Origin of the sequence: Arthrobacter sp. zg-Y1219 (assembly GCF_030125545.1) — a bacterium.
Taxonomy (GTDB): Bacteria; Actinomycetota; Actinomycetes; order Actinomycetales; family Micrococcaceae; genus Arthrobacter_B.
In genome coordinates, this window is sequence record NZ_JASKLY010000014.1 from 213,467 (window position 1) to 232,103 (window position 18,637).

General features: G+C 67.7%; 22 protein-coding genes. 4 read left to right on the forward strand and 18 right to left on the reverse strand.

Features of this window, described 5'->3' with window-relative positions:
- Nucleotides 1-46: 46 nt before the first annotated feature.
- The 5 genes from QNO00_RS12230 to QNO00_RS12250 all read right to left on the reverse strand — a co-directional run bounded on the left by QNO00_RS12230 (nucleotide 47) and on the right by QNO00_RS12250 (nucleotide 4,111).
- On the reverse strand, nucleotides 47-373 hold the full coding sequence (locus tag QNO00_RS12230; RefSeq protein WP_284024681.1) for an SdpI family protein: 327 nt from the start codon (nucleotides 371-373) through the stop codon (nucleotides 47-49).
- A gap of 69 nt (nucleotides 374-442) precedes the next feature.
- Nucleotides 443-1,216, reverse strand: coding sequence for a GNAT family N-acetyltransferase (locus QNO00_RS12235; RefSeq protein WP_284024682.1), 774 nt, complete (start codon nucleotides 1,214-1,216; stop codon nucleotides 443-445).
- A 21-nt stretch (nucleotides 1,217-1,237) separates the two neighbouring features.
- Entirely contained in the window at nucleotides 1,238-1,618 is a 381-nt protein-coding gene (locus QNO00_RS12240) for a VOC family protein (protein WP_229966876.1), read from the reverse strand.
- 56 nt (nucleotides 1,619-1,674) lie between these two features.
- Complete coding sequence (locus tag QNO00_RS12245) at nucleotides 1,675-3,255, reverse strand: peptide chain release factor 3 (protein ID WP_284024779.1); 1,581 nt, start codon at nucleotides 3,253-3,255, stop codon at nucleotides 1,675-1,677.
- Nucleotides 3,256-3,583: 328 nt separating this feature from the next.
- Nucleotides 3,584-4,111 (reverse strand): PH domain-containing protein, encoded by a 528-nt coding sequence (locus QNO00_RS12250; RefSeq protein WP_284024683.1) that lies wholly within the window; start codon nucleotides 4,109-4,111, stop codon nucleotides 3,584-3,586.
- A gap of 223 nt (nucleotides 4,112-4,334) precedes the next feature.
- Between QNO00_RS12250 and QNO00_RS12255 the strand changes: the two genes are divergently transcribed.
- The 4 genes from QNO00_RS12255 (at nucleotide 4,335) to QNO00_RS12270 (ending at nucleotide 8,323) form a co-directional block, all read left to right on the forward strand.
- Complete coding sequence (locus tag QNO00_RS12255) at nucleotides 4,335-5,501, forward strand: acetyl-CoA C-acetyltransferase (protein WP_284024684.1); 1,167 nt, start codon at nucleotides 4,335-4,337, stop codon at nucleotides 5,499-5,501.
- 276 nt (nucleotides 5,502-5,777) lie between these two features.
- The gene (locus QNO00_RS12260; RefSeq protein ID WP_284024685.1) at nucleotides 5,778-6,203 is read left to right on the forward strand and encodes a YybH family protein; all 426 of its coding nucleotides are present in this window, start codon (nucleotides 5,778-5,780) and stop codon (nucleotides 6,201-6,203) included.
- A gap of 16 nt (nucleotides 6,204-6,219) precedes the next feature.
- Nucleotides 6,220-7,680, forward strand: a complete 1,461-nt coding sequence (locus tag QNO00_RS12265) for a purine-cytosine permease family protein (RefSeq protein WP_284024686.1) — start codon at nucleotides 6,220-6,222, stop codon at nucleotides 7,678-7,680.
- Complete coding sequence (locus tag QNO00_RS12270) at nucleotides 7,667-8,323, forward strand: cyclase family protein (protein WP_284024687.1); 657 nt, start codon at nucleotides 7,667-7,669, stop codon at nucleotides 8,321-8,323. The genes QNO00_RS12265 and QNO00_RS12270 overlap by 14 nt, the downstream gene beginning before the upstream one ends.
- A gap of 40 nt (nucleotides 8,324-8,363) precedes the next feature.
- Here QNO00_RS12270 and QNO00_RS12275 read toward each other — a convergent pair whose 3' ends face one another.
- From QNO00_RS12275 to QNO00_RS12335, 13 genes are all read right to left on the reverse strand, one after another.
- Nucleotides 8,364-8,963, reverse strand: a complete 600-nt coding sequence (locus QNO00_RS12275; protein ID WP_229966870.1) for a V-type ATP synthase subunit D — start codon at nucleotides 8,961-8,963, stop codon at nucleotides 8,364-8,366.
- Between the two features lie 47 nt (nucleotides 8,964-9,010).
- On the reverse strand, nucleotides 9,011-10,489 hold the full coding sequence (locus tag QNO00_RS12280) for a V-type ATP synthase subunit B (RefSeq protein WP_284024688.1): 1,479 nt from the start codon (nucleotides 10,487-10,489) through the stop codon (nucleotides 9,011-9,013).
- Nucleotides 10,479-12,317: a V-type ATP synthase subunit A gene (locus QNO00_RS12285; protein WP_284024689.1), complete on the reverse strand. Its 1,839-nt coding sequence runs from the start codon at nucleotides 12,315-12,317 to the stop codon at nucleotides 10,479-10,481. The genes QNO00_RS12280 and QNO00_RS12285 overlap by 11 nt, the downstream gene beginning before the upstream one ends.
- Complete coding sequence (locus QNO00_RS12290; RefSeq protein ID WP_284024690.1) at nucleotides 12,302-12,829, reverse strand: hypothetical protein; 528 nt, start codon at nucleotides 12,827-12,829, stop codon at nucleotides 12,302-12,304. Before QNO00_RS12290 ends, QNO00_RS12285 begins: the two co-directional genes overlap by 16 nt.
- Before the next feature lie 13 nt (nucleotides 12,830-12,842).
- A complete protein-coding gene (locus QNO00_RS12295; RefSeq protein ID WP_284024691.1) occupies nucleotides 12,843-13,139 on the reverse strand; it encodes a hypothetical protein in 297 nt (98 codons plus the stop codon).
- Nucleotides 13,136-13,597 (reverse strand): ATP synthase subunit C, encoded by a 462-nt coding sequence (locus QNO00_RS12300; protein ID WP_284024692.1) that lies wholly within the window; start codon nucleotides 13,595-13,597, stop codon nucleotides 13,136-13,138. The genes QNO00_RS12295 and QNO00_RS12300 overlap by 4 nt, the downstream gene beginning before the upstream one ends.
- Entirely contained in the window at nucleotides 13,594-14,913 is a 1,320-nt protein-coding gene (locus tag QNO00_RS12305; RefSeq protein WP_284024693.1) for a V-type ATPase 116kDa subunit family protein, read from the reverse strand. Before QNO00_RS12305 ends, QNO00_RS12300 begins: the two co-directional genes overlap by 4 nt.
- Nucleotides 14,900-15,913 carry a hypothetical protein gene (locus QNO00_RS12310; RefSeq protein ID WP_284024694.1) on the reverse strand — a complete coding sequence of 338 codons (1,014 nt, stop codon included), beginning with the start codon at nucleotides 15,911-15,913 and terminating at the stop codon, nucleotides 14,900-14,902. Before QNO00_RS12310 ends, QNO00_RS12305 begins: the two co-directional genes overlap by 14 nt.
- Nucleotides 15,910-16,353 carry a hypothetical protein gene (locus tag QNO00_RS12315; RefSeq protein ID WP_284024695.1) on the reverse strand — a complete coding sequence of 148 codons (444 nt, stop codon included), beginning with the start codon at nucleotides 16,351-16,353 and terminating at the stop codon, nucleotides 15,910-15,912. Before QNO00_RS12315 ends, QNO00_RS12310 begins: the two co-directional genes overlap by 4 nt.
- 81 nt (nucleotides 16,354-16,434) lie before the next feature.
- Entirely contained in the window at nucleotides 16,435-16,776 is a 342-nt protein-coding gene (locus QNO00_RS12320; RefSeq protein WP_229966861.1) for a ferritin family protein, read from the reverse strand.
- A gap of 200 nt (nucleotides 16,777-16,976) precedes the next feature.
- Nucleotides 16,977-17,522: a flavin reductase family protein gene (locus QNO00_RS12325; protein ID WP_229966860.1), complete on the reverse strand. Its 546-nt coding sequence runs from the start codon at nucleotides 17,520-17,522 to the stop codon at nucleotides 16,977-16,979.
- Between the two features lie 6 nt (nucleotides 17,523-17,528).
- Complete coding sequence (msrB, locus tag QNO00_RS12330; protein WP_229966859.1) at nucleotides 17,529-18,002, reverse strand: peptide-methionine (R)-S-oxide reductase MsrB; 474 nt, start codon at nucleotides 18,000-18,002, stop codon at nucleotides 17,529-17,531.
- 14 nt (nucleotides 18,003-18,016) lie between these two features.
- Entirely contained in the window at nucleotides 18,017-18,508 is a 492-nt protein-coding gene (locus QNO00_RS12335) for a hypothetical protein (RefSeq protein WP_229966858.1), read from the reverse strand.
- Nucleotides 18,509-18,637: the final 129 nt, after the last annotated feature.

The window sequence follows — 18,637 nt, forward strand, 5'->3', positions numbered from 1 at the left end:
AGATCGCTGACCTGCACAAACGGATCGTCGCCTGGATTCTGGGCGACTACCCCTGACGGTCTGCGTTTTGAACGACAACCAGTTCAGCGGCACGGCTCGCGCGGACCGCGGCCGCGATCACCGTGCCCAGAACGCCCAGCGATGCGCCGATGGTGATCCACGCACCCATTGCGTCGGAGACATCCATGACCAGAAGCAGGATGCCGCATGCGGCGAAGATTCCCGCCGCCGTATGAGTGGGCCACCTGGCGGCCCGGTGCCCGGCAAGCCAAGCTTCGGGTGAATGCGTCACGTACCCCACCCGGATTCCCACAAAGGAGTTCATGCCGAGCTTGCCCCGGGCTGTCGCTTCGGCCGCCCACGAAACTGCCATCCCCGACGCTATTAGTAAGACACCCATAATTCCCATGCGTCTCAGCGTAGCGGTGCCCGTGGCCGCGGCTTAGAACCAGAGGGTGCGCAGATGTGTCACGGCGAAGCCATGACGCTCAAGATTGCCGCTGCTGGCTGATCCCACAGTGGCAGTGGCGACGGTGAGGTCGCTGGTCTCCGACGCATCGGCCAAACGGCGGTGGATGAGCGCGGACTGGCAGCCGCGGCGTCGAAAGGCCGGCAGCGTGGCGGCGCCGACGAACAGGCTGAGGTTGCCGTGACTGAACAATGCGGCGGCAGCTGCGGGTTCGCCGTCGACGGTGGCAAGGTAGCGCCGCAGCCCCGGGGTGCTGTGCTCGATTCCGAAGACCCGGCGGGCCTCGGCGCTGGCCGATTCCATCGAATATCCACGGCTGAGGACGTCGAGGTAATTTTGGTCGTCCCGGTCGACCTCGGCGACCCGTACTCCTGGCGGCAGGCCGGGCGCCGTCCTGCACGGGCGGGCATGCAGGGTGACGGCGACGGCGGCGGGTGCCAGCCCGTTTCCGCTGAGGCAGGCCTGCAGCTCAGCACAATCATCCCCGGCCCACACTTCCAGGCGGGGGCGCTGGCCGGTCTCCGCGTAGAAGGCGGTGATGTCATCAAGCCGGCACCGATCATCAAGGCTCAGGCCGCGTGCTTTGTTGTACGGCGCGGCGTCCGGCAGGACCGGAAGCCGAGTGGCGGACACCTGCCCGAACCGGCGGAACGCGGCATCCGGAAACTCCCGTGCGGCGGTGCGAAAGTCGAGTTCGGCTTTGATGCTGAGAATAGACTCGGCCGCCGTTGCCAGTGGACTCGACACTCGATGGACCTTGGGTCCGGGTCAGTCCGGACGGACGGCGGTTAGGCAGAACGGGTGCCCCGCGGGGTCGAGCATGACGCGCCATCGTTCGGGCGCCGGCTGGTGTCCGGCAGGTTTCGCGCCGAGGGCGATTGCGGCATCAGCTGCTAAGTCCAGTTCCTCCACAGCAATATCCAGGTGAAGCTGCTGCTGCTGAGGGCCCTCCGGCCACGCTGGTGCAACGTACTGATTGACGCGCATCAGAGTGAGCATCGGACCGGCTCCGGCCAGGGCGACGACGCCGCGGTCCGGGGTTGCGAAGGCCTCTTTGAGTCCCAGAAGGCCGGAGTAGAAAACCGCCAGGAGGTCGGTGTCCGGGCAATCGAGGGAAATGGACGCGAGTTGTCCAACGGGCTTAGTCATGGTGCCAAATCTACAGCCGTACTGGAATTTCCCTGGCTGCGGGGTGGACAGGGAGCCTAGTACCCGCGGCTGTTGGGGGACTCGGTGCCAATCACGGTCAGCGACACCTCGGGGTGGTTTTTCTGCACCCGCTTGAGCGCCCAGACGTCGTTGAACAGTGCCAGATACGCGCCGTCGGTTCGCTGCAGAACCTCGGCGCCGTGCACGTTGGCCAGGATCTCAGCCGCGTCCGGCGTCGTCAGCCGGGCCAGGGAGTAGGAGAGCTGCTCGTAGCGCATGGGGGCGTTGAAGTCCTGTGTCATGCGGTCCTCAACCACCTCGAACTGCATGGGGCCGACGGCGGCGAGCACCGGTGCCTGGTCTCCGCGCCGGTCCGAGCGCAGCACCTGGATGATGCCCTCGTGCTCGAGCTGGTCGATGCCGCGGCGGAACTGCTTGTAACGGCTCGGATCCTTGGACCGGGCGACGCGGAAGTGCTCCGGGCTGAAGAACGGAATCGGCGGAAACTCCACCGGCTGCTCCACAAAGAGGCTGTCGCCCACGCGCAGGGCTGAGGCGTTCACCAGCCCGACGACGTCGCCGGGCCAGGCCTGGTCGATGACCTCGCGTTCGCGGCCAAACAGGTGCTGGGCGTATTTGGTGGCAAAGGTCTTGCCGGTGTTCGAGTGGGTAACGACCATGCCGCGCTCGAAGATGCCGGAGCAGACGCGGATGAAGGCCACGTGGTCGCGGTGCGCCTTGTTCATGCCGGCCTGGACCTTGAACACGAATCCGGAGAAAGGTGCGTCCACGGGACGCAGCTCGCCGTCCTTGTCTTCGCGCGGACCGGCCGCCGGGGCCAGATCCACCAGGGCGTCCAGGATCTGCTTCACGCCGAAGTTCAGGGCCGCGGAGGAGAACAGGATCGGGGTGGCCTTGGCGTTCAGGAAGGCGTCGCGGTCAAACTCGCGGCCGTCGATGACCAGCTCGGCCTCGCCGAGGGAGTCTTCCCAGACTTCACCTTCGGCGGCGAGGGCCTCCTCGGGCGTGAAGTGGTCTTCCTTGGCCAGCGAGGCGCCGGAGTTCTGGCGTTCGAAGCGGACGTACTCGTCCTTCTTCAGGTCCCAGACGCCGCGGAAGTCTCCGGCGATGCCCACGGCCCAGGTCAGCGGCATGGGGGTCAGGCCGGTGCGTTCGGTGATCTCATCCATCAGGGCCAGCGGGTCCAGGCCCGGGCGGTCCCACTTGTTGATCACGGTGATGATGGGCAGGTTCCGGGCGCGGCAGACCTCGAAGAGCTTCATGGTCTGGGTTTCCAGGCCCTTGGCGGCGTCCACGAGCATCACGGCGCAGTCGACGGCGGCGAGAACCCGGTAGGTGTCCTCGGAGAAGTCGGCGTGGCCCGGAGTGTCCAGCAGGTTGATGACAGTGTCCCGGTAGGCGAACTGCAGGGCCGTGGAGCTGATCGAGATGCCGCGGTCCTTTTCCATCTGCATCCAGTCGGAGACCGTCTCGCGGCGGTTTTCCTTGCCGTTCGTGGCACCGGCCGTGCCGATGACGCGGGCATGCAGGGCCAGGGCTTCGGTGAGCGTGGACTTACCGGCGTCGGGGTGTGAAATCACCGCAAAGGTGCGGCGGCGCGAGGACTCGCGGGCAATTGCCGCAGTCGCCTTGCCGGCCGGACTGTTGGTGGCGCTGACGGTGGGGGAAACCTGTAAGGACACTCCGCTGCTTTCACATGTGGTGGGATGCGGCCGCCGGGCTGGGCACTCGCGGCTGTGCTGCCAGCAATGACAGCCTTTCCATTCTAGCCGGTCGACGCATGCTCTTCGGACGGTGCAATCATGTTCCCGGGCCTCGCAGACCAGCGGCTGCACCGGCACCTCTGCGGCTTTCAGTCAGGGAAGGCCTGCCCCGCCATTTGTCCTGCATGAGGGTGACCCGCGAAGGCGAAATGCGTTGAGTTATTAGCGCTCCTGTGTGCGATTAGCTCAACAGGCGCTTTACCTCGGCGATGAAGGTCACATCATCCAGCACTCCGCGATCATGAAGCCCTGCTACCTGGCGCAACTCCGCTAAAGGGCCTCCGGCCGTCGCGGCAGGGACAGATGTCAGCGGCATCTGTCCCGCATAATTTACGTGCTGAGTCCGCTGCTCTTGAGAGAACCGCAGCCGCGCCTGCTCGGCAACACGGTTGATGGTTTCCACACCGTCCCGAAAGTTCGGAATATCAACGATTTGGACTGTCTCCCGCGTCCCATCCTGACGCACCACATGTACTAGCAGCGACCCCACGCCACGTGCCTTCTGAGTCAGCGACTGACGCAAATCAACATCGACAATTTCTCGCGTAGAAACCTGCTGGGCTTCGGTTTTCAAGCCACCAGACTCGCAGTGCAAGTAATCCTCCGTCAGCCGATATCGGCCCCCACCAAAGCCTGTCACGGGCTTCCCCGTAGCGGCCCACAAATCTCCCGGCTTCATGGGCAAGGAATCACCGAAGTTCGTTGTCATGAGCACAGCCTAGGACGGAAGGATCCACCACGGCAGACCCGCGGCCCGGAAACCGGATCCCTGACGCCGACTCCAGGCGTCCAGCGACGCATACCGGCGGTCTGGTGCCGGCGTCGTCGTCATCGTTTAGTGTGGTTTTCGACACAATCAGAGCAGGTGTGCCCAGCGGCACGGTGGCCCCGGGCGCCCTGCTACGCCTTCCATCGACGAAAGGCCTGTTCCCATGGCTGAAGCATTCATCATTGACGCAGTGCGCACGCCCGTCGGGCGGCGCAACGGCGGACTGAGCAAGATCCACCCGGCCGACATGGCCGCGCACGTGATTGCGGAGACGGTCCGGCGCACCGGGATCGATTCCGCGGAATTCGACGAGGTCATTCTCGGTGCCATCGACCAGGTGGGACCGCAGGCCATGGACATTGCCCGCACCGCCTGGCTGGCCGCCGGACTCTCCGAGCGCGTGCCCGGAACCACCGTGGAACGCCAGTGCGGATCCGGCCAGCAGGCCGTGTCCTATGCGGCGCAGGCTGTCATGAGCGGCACCAGCGACCTGGTCTTGGCCGGCGGGGTGCAGAGCATGTCCTCCATTCCGATCAGTTTTGCGAACTCCGCTGCCCGGGAACTGGGCTTTCCCGATCCCTTCACCGGATCCACAGGGTGGGCGGAACGCTACGGAGACCAGAAAGTCTCCCAGTTCATCGGCGCCGAAATGATGGTGGACAAGTGGGGGCTGACCCGCAGCGAAATGGAGGACTTCGCCGTCGAATCCCACGTCCGGGCGCTCGCCGCCCAGGCCGAGGGCCGCTTTGACCGCGAAATTCTTCCGCTGAACGGCATTAGCGCCGACGAAGGCCCCCGGGAACCGAACCGCGCCAAGATCGAGTCCCTGGCGCCGCTCTCCGAAGGCGGACGGCTCACTGCTGCCACGTCCTCGCAGATTTCGGACGCTGCCGCCGTGCTGCTGCTCGCCTCCGAGGGCGCTGTGCGCCGCTACGGGCTCAAGCCCCGGGCGCGGATCCATTCCATCTCCGCCCGCGGCGACGATCCGATCATGATGCTCAGCGCTCCCATCGAAGCGACACGGCACGCCCTGGGCCGCACCGGCATGAGCCTGGACCAGATCGACCTGCTGGAAATCAACGAAGCCTTCGCCTCCGTGGTGCTGGCCTGGCAGCGGGAGCTCGACGTCGACATGGACAAGGTGAACGTCAACGGCGGCGGCATTTCGCTCGGGCATCCCATTGGCGCCACCGGCGCCAGGATCATGACCACGCTGCTGCACGAGCTCGAGCGCACGGGCGGCCGCTACGGCCTGCAGACCATGTGCGAGGGCGGCGGCCAGGCCAACGTCACCATCATCGAGCGGCTCGACGAGGGGTTCCGGCTGTAGCGGTCGGGGGATCTGGCGGCCGGCGGTCCGGCCGCAGTCCGTCTGGCGGTGCGTGTGGCGGCGTGTGTGTGGCGGCGGCCGCCCGGCGTGACGCGGCGCGGCCGGCCGCAACGCCCTGCGGACCTGTCCCGGTTGACAAGTGACGGCAGTCACTCAACACTGGTGTCTGCCGTTACTTGTTTTCCAATAAGCATCATTTGTTTCTTCGAGGTGTGCCGAAAGGCTGTCGCGCGTTGAGAACAGAGATGTTGAGAACAGAGATACAGAGAGACTCCCATGAACCCCCAGCACCAGGCCGCCCCGCTGGCCGAGCACGAGGTAACCGCTGCCGTGCAGAACCTCGTCGGCGCCTTCGCCCGCACGGACACCGACGCCTACTTCGCAGCCTTCGCGCCGGAGGCGTCCTTCGTCTTCCACACCGAAGACCGGCGCCTGGAATCCCGGGCCGAGTACGAGGCTCTCTGGAAGAGCTGGCTGGCGGGGGACTGGTCCGTGACCGGCTGCGAAAGCACCTACGCGCGCGTCCAGCTGTTCGGCAGCAGCGCGGTCTTCAGCCACACCGTGCGCACCACCACGAGCACCGGAGGCGTCGAGGAGGTCACCAACGAGCGGGAGACCATCGTCTTCGCCCGCATTGACGGCCGGATCTTGGCCGTTCATGAGCACCTTTCGTCCAGCCCGGCTGCCGCCGGCACCGCCTAGAGTCCGGGGAAACACCATGACCTCAACTGCACCCGGCACCGGCCGGACCACCACGGCTGCCACCGGTACGGGCTCATCTGCGTGGTCCCGGCTGTCCCGCCGGCTCGATGGAAACGCTGAGGGCTACGGCCCCATCCGCGGAACCCTGGGCACGGGCCGGATCGGCATGATCTGGCTGGCCGCCAACCTGGTGGTCACCACCCTGCTGACCGGCACCCTGTTCGTTCCGGGCGTCACCTGGACCACCGCAGTGGGCATGATCGTGCTGGGAACCGTGATCGGCGGTGCCGTCCTGGTCCTGATCGGCAACATGGGCACCCGGACCGGCCTGCCCACCATGTCCCTGACCAAGGGTGCGTTCGGGCTGCGCGGGTCCTTTGTGGCCGTGGCCGCAAACGTTGTGATCCTGATGGGCTGGAGCTGGGTGCAGGCGATGCTTGCCGGCGTCACCGTGAACTTCCTGGTGGAGCGCGCCACCGGATTCTCCAACCCCGTGCTGTTTTCCGTTCTCTGCCAGCTGCTGGTCGTGGCCCTGGCCATCTTCGGCCACAAGGGCATTGCCCGGGTGGAGCCCTGGCTGGCACTGGTGATCCTGGCGATCATGGGGTACATCTTCACCGTTTCCTTCACGACCTTCCCGGTGGCGGACTTCGCCGCCATTCCGGTGGATTCCGCCGCCGGCTGGTCGGCCATCACGGTGCTCGACGTCGTCATTTCCACCGCCATTTCCTGGACGGTGCTCTCGGCCGAATTCAACCGGCTGGCCAGGACGCAGACCGCCGGCGTGGTGGGCTCGGCGACCGGGTACGTGCTTTCCACCGTCCTGGCAATGGTCCTGGGTGCCACCGCCATCGGCTACGTGGTGCTCGACGGCGGGGAGGCCGTGGGCTTCGAGCCGACCCTGATTGTCGGCATCTTTGGTGTTCCGCTGGCCATCGTCATTTTCCTCTCCGTCATGGCCACCAACACGATGGTCGTCTACGGCATGGTCTCGTCCGTGGTGAACATGGTTCCGTCGCGGACAATCCGGTTCCTGCCCACGGCCCTGGTGCTGGGCGCCGTCTCGGTCCTCGGATCCACCTGGCTGGGGCTGCTGGACAGCTTTACCTCGTTCCTGACCGTGATCGGCTCCCTGTTCATCCCCGTCTTCGCCGTGATGATCGCCGACTACTACCTGGTCAACAAGCGCTCCTACGGCACCGATATCCTCCGGGCCCGGGGCGGCCGCTACTGGTTCCGCAGCGGCTTCAACCTTCCGGCCCTGGCGACCTGGCTGCTGGGCGCAGCCGTCTCGCTGCTGCTGACCTATGCCGTTCCCAGTCCGGTCGGGGCCACCATTCCGACCTTCGTGATCAGTTTCGCCGTCTACTGGGGCTGGTCCGCGGCGGCGGGGCGGGTGGTTGCCGGTTCGCCGGTGTCCCGGCATCTGAGCGAGGCAGAGGACGCTTTCGGGACGGCCGCACATGCAGGCAGTTGACCTCAGCCATCCGGTTGTCTCCGGGATGCAGGTGTTCCCCGGGGATCCTGCCGTGCATATCCGGAACGCGGCATCGGTTGAGGCGGACGGCTTCCAAGTAGCTGAACTGCACCTGGGCAGCCACACCGGAACCCATCTGGATGCCCCGCTGCACACGGTTCCGGGCGGAGCAGCCGTGGACGAGCTTCCCCTGGAGAATCTGCTGGGCTCGGCCCGGATTGTCTCCGTCCCCGGCGCCGCCGATCTGGACAGGATCCAGTGGCAGGACGTGGCGGCCGGACTCGAAGGGCTGCTGCCCGGGACCATCGTGCTGTTTTCCACCGGCTGGTCCGAGCACTTCAACACGCCTCGCTACCTGCGGCATCCCTCCTTCGACGCCGAGATCGCCGAACGCCTGGTCGACGCCGGCGTCCGGTTGGTCGGGGTGGACACGCTCAACCCGGATCCGACGCCGGCACCCGGGTCCGGCGGCGTTCCCAGCCTTCCGTTCCATGACGTATTTCTGGGCGCCGGCGGCGGGATCATCGAGAACCTGACCAACCTGGCGGCTGTGACCTGGTCCGATCCGCTGTTCTCGGCCTTGCCGCTGCGCCTGGCCGGCGTGGATGGTTCCCCGATCCGCGCTGCCGCGTTTCAGCTCTGACGGCTCGGCTATCCCGGGTCCGGCTTACCGCGAGGTGGGGCTAGATCAGCCCGGCTGCCCAGCGCAGCCGCAGACTCTCTTCCAGTTCCTGTTCGGCGACCCTGCGTTCAATCTCCGCCAGCTGTTCCTGCAGCAGGGGAATCCACCGGTTCTCCACGGCGCGCTGCCGGGTACGGGTGGCAGCCAGCTCATCGGAAACCAGCAGCAGAGCCCGTTCAGCGCTCGCCGCAGCGACAGCCGCCTCCAGCGCGGCACGGTGCGAAACCGCCGTGTAGGCCAGCGCGGAGCTTCCGCCCACCGACGACGGATCGGGAAGCACGCACTCCGCCGCCTCGGGATAGGAGATGCCCATGGCACCGCCCCACCGCACCCGCACAGTGGCCGGACCGGCCGGCACGGCCTGCCCGATCCGGTCTTCCCCATCCAGGCCGGCGGACCGCCGCAGCCACAGCGCGGCCTCCGCTGCCTGCTCATCCCAGGCCCGCCGGGCGGCGTCTGCCTTCTCCCGCAGCCCCTCGATCGCACGCTGCAGGATGCGCTGCTTGCGGTCCAGCAGTTCCGCTCCGCGCGTGGCAGTAGCCAGCCGGCGCTCCACGTCGGCTTTGTCCGCACGGCTTCCGCCGCTCCGGAACGCGCTCATGCCCGGAACCTGCTCATCTCGGGAACCTGCTCATGACCGGAACCCGCTCACAGCCGCGCTCCACCGACGGGCCCGGGCAAATACTTGTCCAGGAACTCGCCGGAGAGCATGGTCAGTTCCCGGCGGGGCAGGAGCGACAGGGCTTGCCAGGCCAGATCCATGGTGTCGTCGAAGGTCCGCGGCTCATCTCGTCCCTGGTTGAGCAGGTTCCGTTCCACGACGCTGCGGAACTCGATGTAGGCATTGTCGGTCTCGCTCAGTGCTGCCGCGCCGACCAGTTCGGCCAGTTCCGCGGCGGTGCGGGCGCGGGCCATCGCCGAGAGGATCTGCGCCGCGACATCCAGGTGGTCCTCGCGGGTGCGTCCCTTGCCGGCGCCGCTGCGCATCAGGCGTGACAGTGAGGAGAGCACGTCCACGGGCGGATAGATGTTCCGCGCGTCGACGTCCGGATCCAGGACCACCTGGCCTTCGGTGATGTAACCGGTCAGATCAGGAACCGGATGGGTGATGTCTCCGGCCGGCATGGTCAGCACCGGCACGATGGTCACCGATCCCTCCCGATCGCGAACCCGGCCGCACCGTTCATAGAGGCCGGCGAGGTCGCTGTAGAGGTAGCCGGGGTATCCGCGGCGGGCGGGAATCTCCCGGCGGGCCGCAGAAACGTCCCGCACGGCCTCGGCGTAGCTGGTCATGTCCGACATCACCACCAGAACATCGGAGCCCTCGTCGTAGGCCAGTGACTCGGCCACGGTCAGGGCTATGCGCGGGGTGAGGATGCGTTCGATCACCGGATCATCGGCGGCGTTGAGCAGCAGCACCAGTTCTCCGGCGGCTGAGCGTTCCTCCAACCGGTCGCGGATGTAGGCGATGTCCGCATGGGTCATGCCCATCGCCGCAAACACCACCCGGAACGCCCTGCCCGCGGACGTGGTGGCCTGCGCGGCGATCTGCGTGGCCAGGGTGAGGTGCGGCAGGCCGGCAACCGAGAAGATCGGCAGTTTCTGCCCCCGCACCAGAGTGGTCAGCGCATCGATGGCCGAGATGCCGGTGATGACCGGATCCTGCGGCGGTTCCCGGTAGACGGGGTTCAGCGGCCAGCCGCCCACCGGCGCCGTCGTTCCGGCGGTGATGGGAGGGCCGCCGTCAAGCGGTTCGCCGCGCCCGTTGCAAACCCGCCCGAGCCAGTCCGGGCCGGTGGGAACAGCCAGCGGCCGGCCCTGGAACCGGACCTCGATGCCGCCGAGCGACATTCCGTCGGTGCCCTCGAGGACCTGCAGCGTGACTTCATCGCCGTCGACCTCCAGCACCAGTCCGTGCCGGTCCGGCTGGCCGGCCACGCCCACGGTGGCGAACTCGTCCCAGCCCACGCCGTCGGCGTCGCCGAGGACGAGCAGGGGTCCGCGCAGCTCGCGGACCGCACTGTGGCCCACCTTCGGCACGCCGACCGCCGGCACGCGCCCCGCCGGCACGCCACCGGGCGGGGAGTCCTGGGGGTTCGTACCGGGGGTGCTGTCGCTACTGGTCACCGTCGTTGCCTTCCGTAAGCCCGCCGCCGGCCACCTGCTGCAGCTGACGCAGGAATTCGCGTCCCCGCTCCAGGACGCCGTCGGCGTCGGTGGGACCGGTGTCCTCGCGCAGCCGCAGGACCGGCGTGAAATCGAAGCGTTCGACGTCGGCCGGCGGCACTCCGCGCGCCACCAGTGACTGGCAGACGTCCACCACGTCCAGGACGGTCTGCAGCAGCGCTGATCCCTTCTCCGCGGAGCTGTAGCCGTCATTGGGGCTGAGCGCGTTCTGCAGCAGGACGCCGTCACGCACCAGCCGTCCGCCCAGCAGCACCATCCGTTCATGGCCGGGCAGGGAAGCGGCTCCGATGATCTCCGCCAGGGCAGTGAGCCGGTCCGCCTCGGACAGCAGCAGGGACGCCGACGCCCGGCGCTGCGCCCACAACGGATCGCCGTGCGCCGAGAACCAGCGGCCCAGCGATTCTGCATCGCGGGAAAAGGAGCCGCGCCAGCTGACGGCCGGATAATGCCGGGAATAGGCCAGATCCCGGTCCAGCACCCAGAGCGAGCGCACAAAGCGCTGGGTGTCGGTGGTGACCGGTTCGCTCATGTCGCCGCCGGGAGGGGAGACCGCGCCGATCACGGTGACCGACGCCGTCGCCCCGCCCAGGGTGCGCACCCGCGCCGCGCGTTCGTAGAAGGCGGCCAGCTCACTGGCCAGGGAAGCGGGGTAGCCCTCCTCGGCGGGCAGGTCGCCGTTGCGGTTCGCGAATTCACGCAGGGCTTCGGCCCACCGGGAGGTCGAGTCGGCGATGACGACGGCGTCATACCCCATGTCGCGGAAGAACTCGGCCACTGTCACCCCGGTGGCAATGGATGCCTCGCGGGCCATCATCGGCATGTTGGAGGTGTTGGCGATGATCACGGTGCGGTCAATCAGCTTGCCTCCGGTGCGCGGATCATCCAGTCCGGACAGCCCGTCCAGGACATCGGCCATCTCGTTGCCGCGCTCGCCGCAGCCCACATAGACAATGACGTCGGCGTCGGACCACTTGGCGATCTGCTGCAGCGTCAGGGTCTTGCCGGTGCCAAACCCGCCGGGCACTGCCGCTGCCGAGCCGCGGGGGAGGGGGAAGATCAGATCCAGGACCCGCTGGCCGGTCTGCAGCGGAACGGTGTCGGTCAGGCGCTCGCCGAAGGGGCGTGGCCGGTGCACCGGCCACTGCTGTGCCAGCGGAATCTCGAGGCCGCCCACCCGCGCCACCGGATCCAGGGGATGGACCGGGCCGTTCGCCAGCCACTGGACCTCACCGCCGATGTGCGGCGGCGCCAGGACCCGGAATTCCACCGTGCCGGCTTCCGGAACTGTGCCGAGGACCTGTCCCGGACGTACCGTGTCACCGACCGACACCGAGGGCGTGAACCCCCAGGACGCGCTCAGCACCGAAGGATCCTCGGCGGAGGACATCCGGTCCTGGGTCAGCCAGAGGGAAGCCGAGGACAGCGGCCGGAGCAGCCCGTCGAACACCGTGCCCAGCAGCCCTGGTCCCAGCAGTCCGGAGAGCTGGCGCCCGGTGCGCTCCACGGCGTCGCCGGTCTTCAGCCCGCCGGTGTACTCGTAGGCCTGCAATGTGGCGTCGGTGCCGTTGATGGAGACGGCCTGCGCGGAGATCCGCTCCGGTCCCACGGCGACGACCTCCAGCATGGAGAGTCCGGACAGGCCGGTGACCTCCACCAGCGGGCCGCTCACCCGGGTAATGGTGCCGCTGTCCCGAGCGGAGCTTCCCCCGGCTGTGTCGGACCGCTTTCCAGCACCAGGGCGGCCTCCCGGATCTACTCTGCGTCCCATAACCGGTGCACCTCCCCGGAATGGCGTTCCAGGGCCTGTTCGGCCAGGGCGGGCAGGGAGAGGTCCAGATGCCGGGATCCGGCCGACCCTGTGACGCCGCCCTTGTAGCTTTCGGTCACGGAGGCCATCGGACCCAGCAGTGCATCCGCCCGCTCGGTCAGCCGGCGGAGCATCTGGGGATAGCGCGGATCGCTGCGCAGTTCCCGGGCCTGGTGCTGCACCTGCTGCACCAGGTCGGAGCGCAGGGCCTCCTGCTGCGCCAGCACGGTGCGGCGGGCCTCCCTGCGGATCCGGGCCGACCGGCCGACAGCTTCCGCATGGGCTGCTTCGCTGCCTTGCCGGGCTGCGGTGGCGCGGATCTGCTCCGCCTCGGACCGGGCCGCGGACAGGATTTCGTCGGCCTGCCGTCGGGCGTCGCCAGCCCGGCGGGCGGCCTCAGCCTCGGCTTGCCGGCGCAGCGCATAACGCACCGGTTCGAGGGCGGCATCAAAGCCGGAAGGCAGACGACTCATCAGGGCCACCTCATCAGGGCAGCACCGCGGTCAAGGGAGGAGCGGAATCAGGCAGCACTGCGGTCAAGGGAGAGGCCGAATCGGCCAGTTCCGCGGCAAGGATAGCCGCGGCAGCCGGCGTCAGGACGACAGCCAGCACCGAATCCGGCAGGCTCGCCCACGCGGAGTGCACCTGCTCCGGTCCGGCGGCCGGATACAGGACCGCGCCGGCGAGCCGGAACCCCTGCAGCAGGGCCGGTTCGCCCAATGCCGCCACCGTGCCGGCGCCCGCTCGGCCCGCCACCGAGCCGGCAGCCTCCGGGCTGCTCATGCCTGTCCGATCAGGATGATCGAAATAATCAGCCCGTAAATGGCGATGCCCTCGGCCAGCCCCACCACCACCATGGCGCGGCCGAAAATTTCGGGTCTTTCGCTCATCGCCGCCAGCGCCGCGGACCCGGTGTAGGCCACGGCGATGGCTGCGCCAATGGAGGACCCCGCCACCGCAATCGCGGCTCCGATCAGGGCCGCGCCGCTGCTGTCGCTTCCCTCGGTTGCCGCGGCGACGGCGGTGGCTGCGGCTCCGCCGTCGCCCGCCCCCGCACTGGCGGGCGCGGCATTCAATGCTGCGGCAAAGAGGGCGAGCGCCCCGGCCATCAGCACGGCGTTGAGGCCGAGCAGCGCCTTGACGCCGGTGCGTCTGTTGCGCCGCAGCAGCACAACGGCGCCGAGCGTGAGCAGGACAGCGAGAAGGAGGACCAGCGGAAGGCCGGCAAGCCAGGGATTCATGGGAGGTGCCTTTCAGCTGGGGGAACGGATACTTGCCCGGAGCTCTGGTCGGCGTCCGGATCCGGATTCCAGGGCCGGAACCGTCTGCCTTCGTCTTGGAAAACGCGGGAGAACAGCTCGTAGTACTCGAGCCGCAGGGCCTGGATTCCGGCGACCAGGCCCTCCAAGGCAAAGGTCAGGGCGTTGCCGATGATGAAGACGACGACGGCGGCCGCCGCCCGCCAGTCCGGCGCCCACAACGCGGTGGTGGCCTGCCAGACGACCATCATCAGCGCGGCGTGCGTGAGGCCGAAGGCGGCGAGCCGGGTGAAGGACACCAGGTTCGAGCCCAGCTGCACCACGCTGTCCACCAGCTCCACGGAGGCCTGCAGGCCTCCGGTCGGCCCGCCGCCGGACTCGGCAAACAGCCCGATGAACATCAGCACCAGCGCCAGCAGGGCCACCACGCCGGCGACCACCAGGATCACCGGAGCCGAGGCCAGCAGCCCCCAGGCAACCAGTCCGATGGCCGTAAACAGCAGGGCGCCGGCCAACCCGGATCTGGCGTACAGGGCGTAGCCCCATCCTCCCTCGCGGACCCGGTTGATGGTGCCCAGAACGTAGGAGCCGGCCAGCAGCACAGCACCCAGCACCAGCGCCGCGACCAGCAGCGGGATGGGTTCCTCCAACGGTTCCAGCCACAGCACCGGCAGCACGCCCGTGGGACCGAAGAATTCACCGTAGAGGATCCCGAAAAACACTGCGGCAAGTCCGGCGCCGGTGATGAACAGCCAGGTGCGGCGGAAGCGCTGCAGCCGGGGCAGGAACCGCAGCAGCAGGCCGGCAATTACAAGCAGTGCGCCCTGCCCGGCGTCGCCGAACATCATGCCGAACATCACCACATACGCCACACCTGCAATCCGCGCGGGGTCGAGATCGGCGTACGGAACCGTGGTGTAGGTGTCCACGAGCAGGCGGGAGAGGACCGGCACCTGCTTCCGGCGCGGTTCGTCACCGGTCAGAAGCGTGGGCGGCTGCACTCCGCGCGGACGCCGGAGCGGGACGGCGGAGGCCCCGTGCGGTTCCAGCGCCGCCTGCAGCTCGGTCAAGCGCTGCGTCGGTGACCATCCCACCAGCGCTGCCACCGAACCGTGCACGACGGCGGCGTCTGCCGCCCGGTCGATCTCTTCGGGTCCGGTGCCGGGCTCGTACGGCAGGTCGAGTTCGACGGCGGAGCTGCGGGCCACCTCGGCCAGCATCTCGTGCCGGGCCGCCAGTGGGGCGACCAGTGCTATGCGCTCCATCCGCACCGGGCTCAGCGCTTCACGCCACGGCATCCAGCACCTCGCTGGCTCCGGCGTTCACCGCTGCAGCGGCCAACGCCGCCCGGACCCGCCAGGCATCGGCCGCAAGTACTGTCATGGCACCGAGGACCACGTCCGGCCCGGGCAACCCGGCCCGAAGCAGGGAAAATCCGTCGGTTTCAATGCGCACAGCCAGCGCGGCCTCGGCCCGCCACAGATCGGCGCTTCGGTCGATGCCCGCCAGAGCCTGCGCTGCAGACGGGGGAAGCGTGCTGCGCAGGGTTTCCGGAGTCAGGGTTTCAGAATTGCGCGTTTCAGAGTTGCCAGGTTCAGACGTGTGGGGTTGGGAGGGACGCGTTTCCCGGACGCCGGTGCTGCTCCAAGCGGTGCCCAGGAGTGGGCGAAGCAGAGCGACCAGCCGGTCAGCCGGCGCGGTCCCGTCCACCAGGAGCAGCCGGGCGCAGATCAGTGCAGCCGCAGCTGCCGCCCAGGGCCGCACTGCTGCGGCTTCCGCGGTGAGCCGACGCAGCCAGACGGCGGTCAGCACATCGGGCAGCGCGGAGTCCGGTCCCGGATCGCCCCAGGGCGACGAGGCCAGCGCCGCCTGCAGCTCTTCGGATGTTGACGCGGTCCGAAGGCGCGGCCAGGCTGTTGCGAGCCCTCCGAGGTCAAAGTCCGCTGCGGCGTCGCCGTCGTTGGCTCCGGCCTCCTGGCGGCGGAGGACAAGGTCCAGGGCGAGGATGTTGTCGGCTTCAAAGGCTGCTGCCGCGGCGCGGATCAGGCGGGTTCCTCCGGCGGGAAGCCATCCGGCCAGTACCCGCAGTTGCCAGAGGACAGTTCTGCGGGTGGCGCGGTGTGCCTCGGTGAGCGTGCGGGCCCCGTTCAGCTCTTCTCCGTACACCGTGTCGGCCAGCCGGCCGAGGCCGGCCTGCAGTCCGGGAGCCGCGGCGATGCTGCGGCAGGTTCCGGCCCCGACCCGGCGCTGTGCCATGGAGCGCGCCCGCACCGATGCAGCTACCCAATCGGATCTCATGGGAAGGTGTTCCCGGAGCCGAGGAGATCCTGCACCAGATCCGCTACTATCACCGAAGCGAGTTCGGGCATCCGGGCTTCACCGCGCTCCTTCAGTTCTGCCGCTTCCTCAGTTGCCTGCCGGAGCATCTCCGTGTCGGCGGCTTCGGCCTCGCTGGACACCTTTTCCGCTGCGGCGGCACGTACGGCACCGCTGTCAATCCGCGCTTGTTCCACCAGGGCGGCTGCCTGAGCCCGTGCCCGTGCCACGGTGTCTGCTGCCCGCACTGAGGCGTCGTTGGTCAGCTCTTGCGCCTCGCGGATGGTCGGATCCAGGGCTTCGAACACCGGGACGAGTTCCGCTTCCGGCCCCTCGTCGTCGGTGGCGGGAACTCCGGCAGGGCCTGCCGGTCCCGGTGATCCAACGGGCCGGAACCTGTCCAGCAAACTGTTGCGTGCCATCGAAACACCTCCTGGTCAAGCAGTAGGGCTGAGTGCAGGGGAGCCGGCCTAGCCGCCGGACGTGCGTGCCGGGAACCCGGCCTAGCTGCCGGAGGCATCGGGCTCGCCTTCGGTGGCTTCGGCCTCGGACGCCTCACCGTGCTGCACAATGTCGCCGTCGGTGAAGAGGATGCCGTGGGCGATCTCCCGCCACAGCGGAGTCCGGCGGAGCAAAAACTCCAGTTCCATGCTGAAGTGCTTGAACTCTTCGCCCAGGGAATCGTGCATGATCGCGCGGGACTGGGCATCGGGTTCCACAGCGATCCGCTGGACATACCAGCCAATGGCTTCTGCTTCTTCGCTCAGGCTGGCGCACATCCTGGCGAAGGTTCGGGTCTCTGCGGGAAGTTCGGATGGCGGCTCGTGATACTGCTCAGTGCCCATGGTGTCTCCTGGTGCGGCCGGTGGTTCAGGCCGATGTCCGGGCTGTCGAGGAGCCAGTGGAATTCTGCGGCTCCTGCGTTACGTCCCCTGTCATTCGAGGTTACGGTTGGCCCCGGACGGAAACAATGGTCGAGGCCCAGGCCCCGGCGGGGACCGGCAAAAACGCCGGTCCCGCCGGGCAGGGACAGAACGCTACCCGCTTACCCCAGCCGGGCATAGGCGGAGGCGAAGTGCACCAGCGGGTCCGCCTCGTCGTCGGGCGTGGCCCGCCGGCCCATCGCCACCACTTCGCCGACAACCAGTTGGTGGGTGGCCGCCGTCGTAACCTGAGTGGTGCGCACCTCGAACCAGGCGATGCACCCGTCGATGATGGCAGCATCGGTGACTGGCCCGCGGCCGTAGTCCACCTGGCTGAGCAGGCCTTCCAGCGGCGAACCGGGGCTTGCCAGCCAGTTTGCCGTGCCGCGCTGGCGGGCGGAGAGCAGGCTCAGCGCCCAGGTGCCGCTCTCCACCACGGCCTCGGCGATCCGTGCTTCGGCGAAGAGGCTCACCAGCAGCGTTGGCGGATCGTAGGACACGGAGAGGAAGCCGCTGACCGTGGCCGCGTAGTCCCGGCCGCGCAGCCGTGTGGACACCACGGCCACACCGGAGGCAATGTCGGCGCTCAGCAGGCGGTAGCTGTTGATCGCCTCGTCGGTCACCTCCGGCGAGGGAACCAGCTCGCCGGGGAAAACGCCGTGTTCCATGAACTCCTACTTGGCGGCGTCGTGCTGCGTGCCGTCGGCGGAACCCGTGTCGGAGCCTGCGGCTGCGGGAACCAGCTTCACGGAGACGGAGTTGATGCAGAATCGCTGGTCAGTGGGGGTGTCAAAACCCTCGCCCTCGAACAGATGGCCCATGTGCGAGTCGCAGTTGGCGCAACGGACCTCGACGCGGTCCATGCCCATGCTGCGGTCGTGGATGTAGCGGACCTTGCCCTCGGCCAGCGGTGCGAAGAAGGAGGGCCAGCCGCAGTGCGAATCAAACTTCTCACTCGAGGTGAACAGCTCGCTGCCGCAGGCCCGGCACTGGTACACGCCTGCGGTCTTGGTATCCCAGTATTCACCGGTGTAGGGGCGTTCGGTTCCGGCCTTGCGCAGAACCTGGAATTCCTCCGGGCTCAGTTCCTCGCGCCACTGGTCATCTGTCTTTTGTACCGGTACGGTTCCGGCGGTGTCTTCAGTCATAGTCGCGTCAACGCTTAAGAGTCGCCAATAAATCCCGAACCGGAATACAGGTGCAGCACCGGGACTCCCAGCCGGTCCTGCGCCTCATTCGCCCAGTCAGTGCGGAACGTGTCCTCCACGGCATGCGGAGTGGTGATGACCACAACCTGCTGCGCATCCGAGGCCTTCGCCGCGGCCACCACCGCCTGCACGGGATCCTCACCGGTAACCGAACCGGTGGCCTCCAAGCCCGACGCCTTCAGCAGCTGCAGCGATTCGGCGAGCTCCACCTCGGCTTCCTTCGTTTCCTGCTCCTTGGTCTGCTTGCCTCCGGTCAGCTCGCGGAAGGCAGCGGCGAATTCCAGCAGGCTCAGGTTGTCCAACACATCCACCAGCAGATTTCGGCCGGTATCCGACGGGACCAGCACATCAAACCGGGCGGGATTGTCCTGCACCAGATACTGCAGGTTGGAAATGTCGACGTCGTTCAGGGACTCTTCGGTCAGCACCACGATTGTTGCAGTCATGCGGCCAGCTTACGTTACGGCGCGAATGACCGGATGAGTGCCGGAATTGAAGAGGAGCGTAAAGAAGCCAGTCCGGAAAAGCCTTGTTGTGGCAAATGGACGAAACGTATACTCAGTTTTTTGACGCCG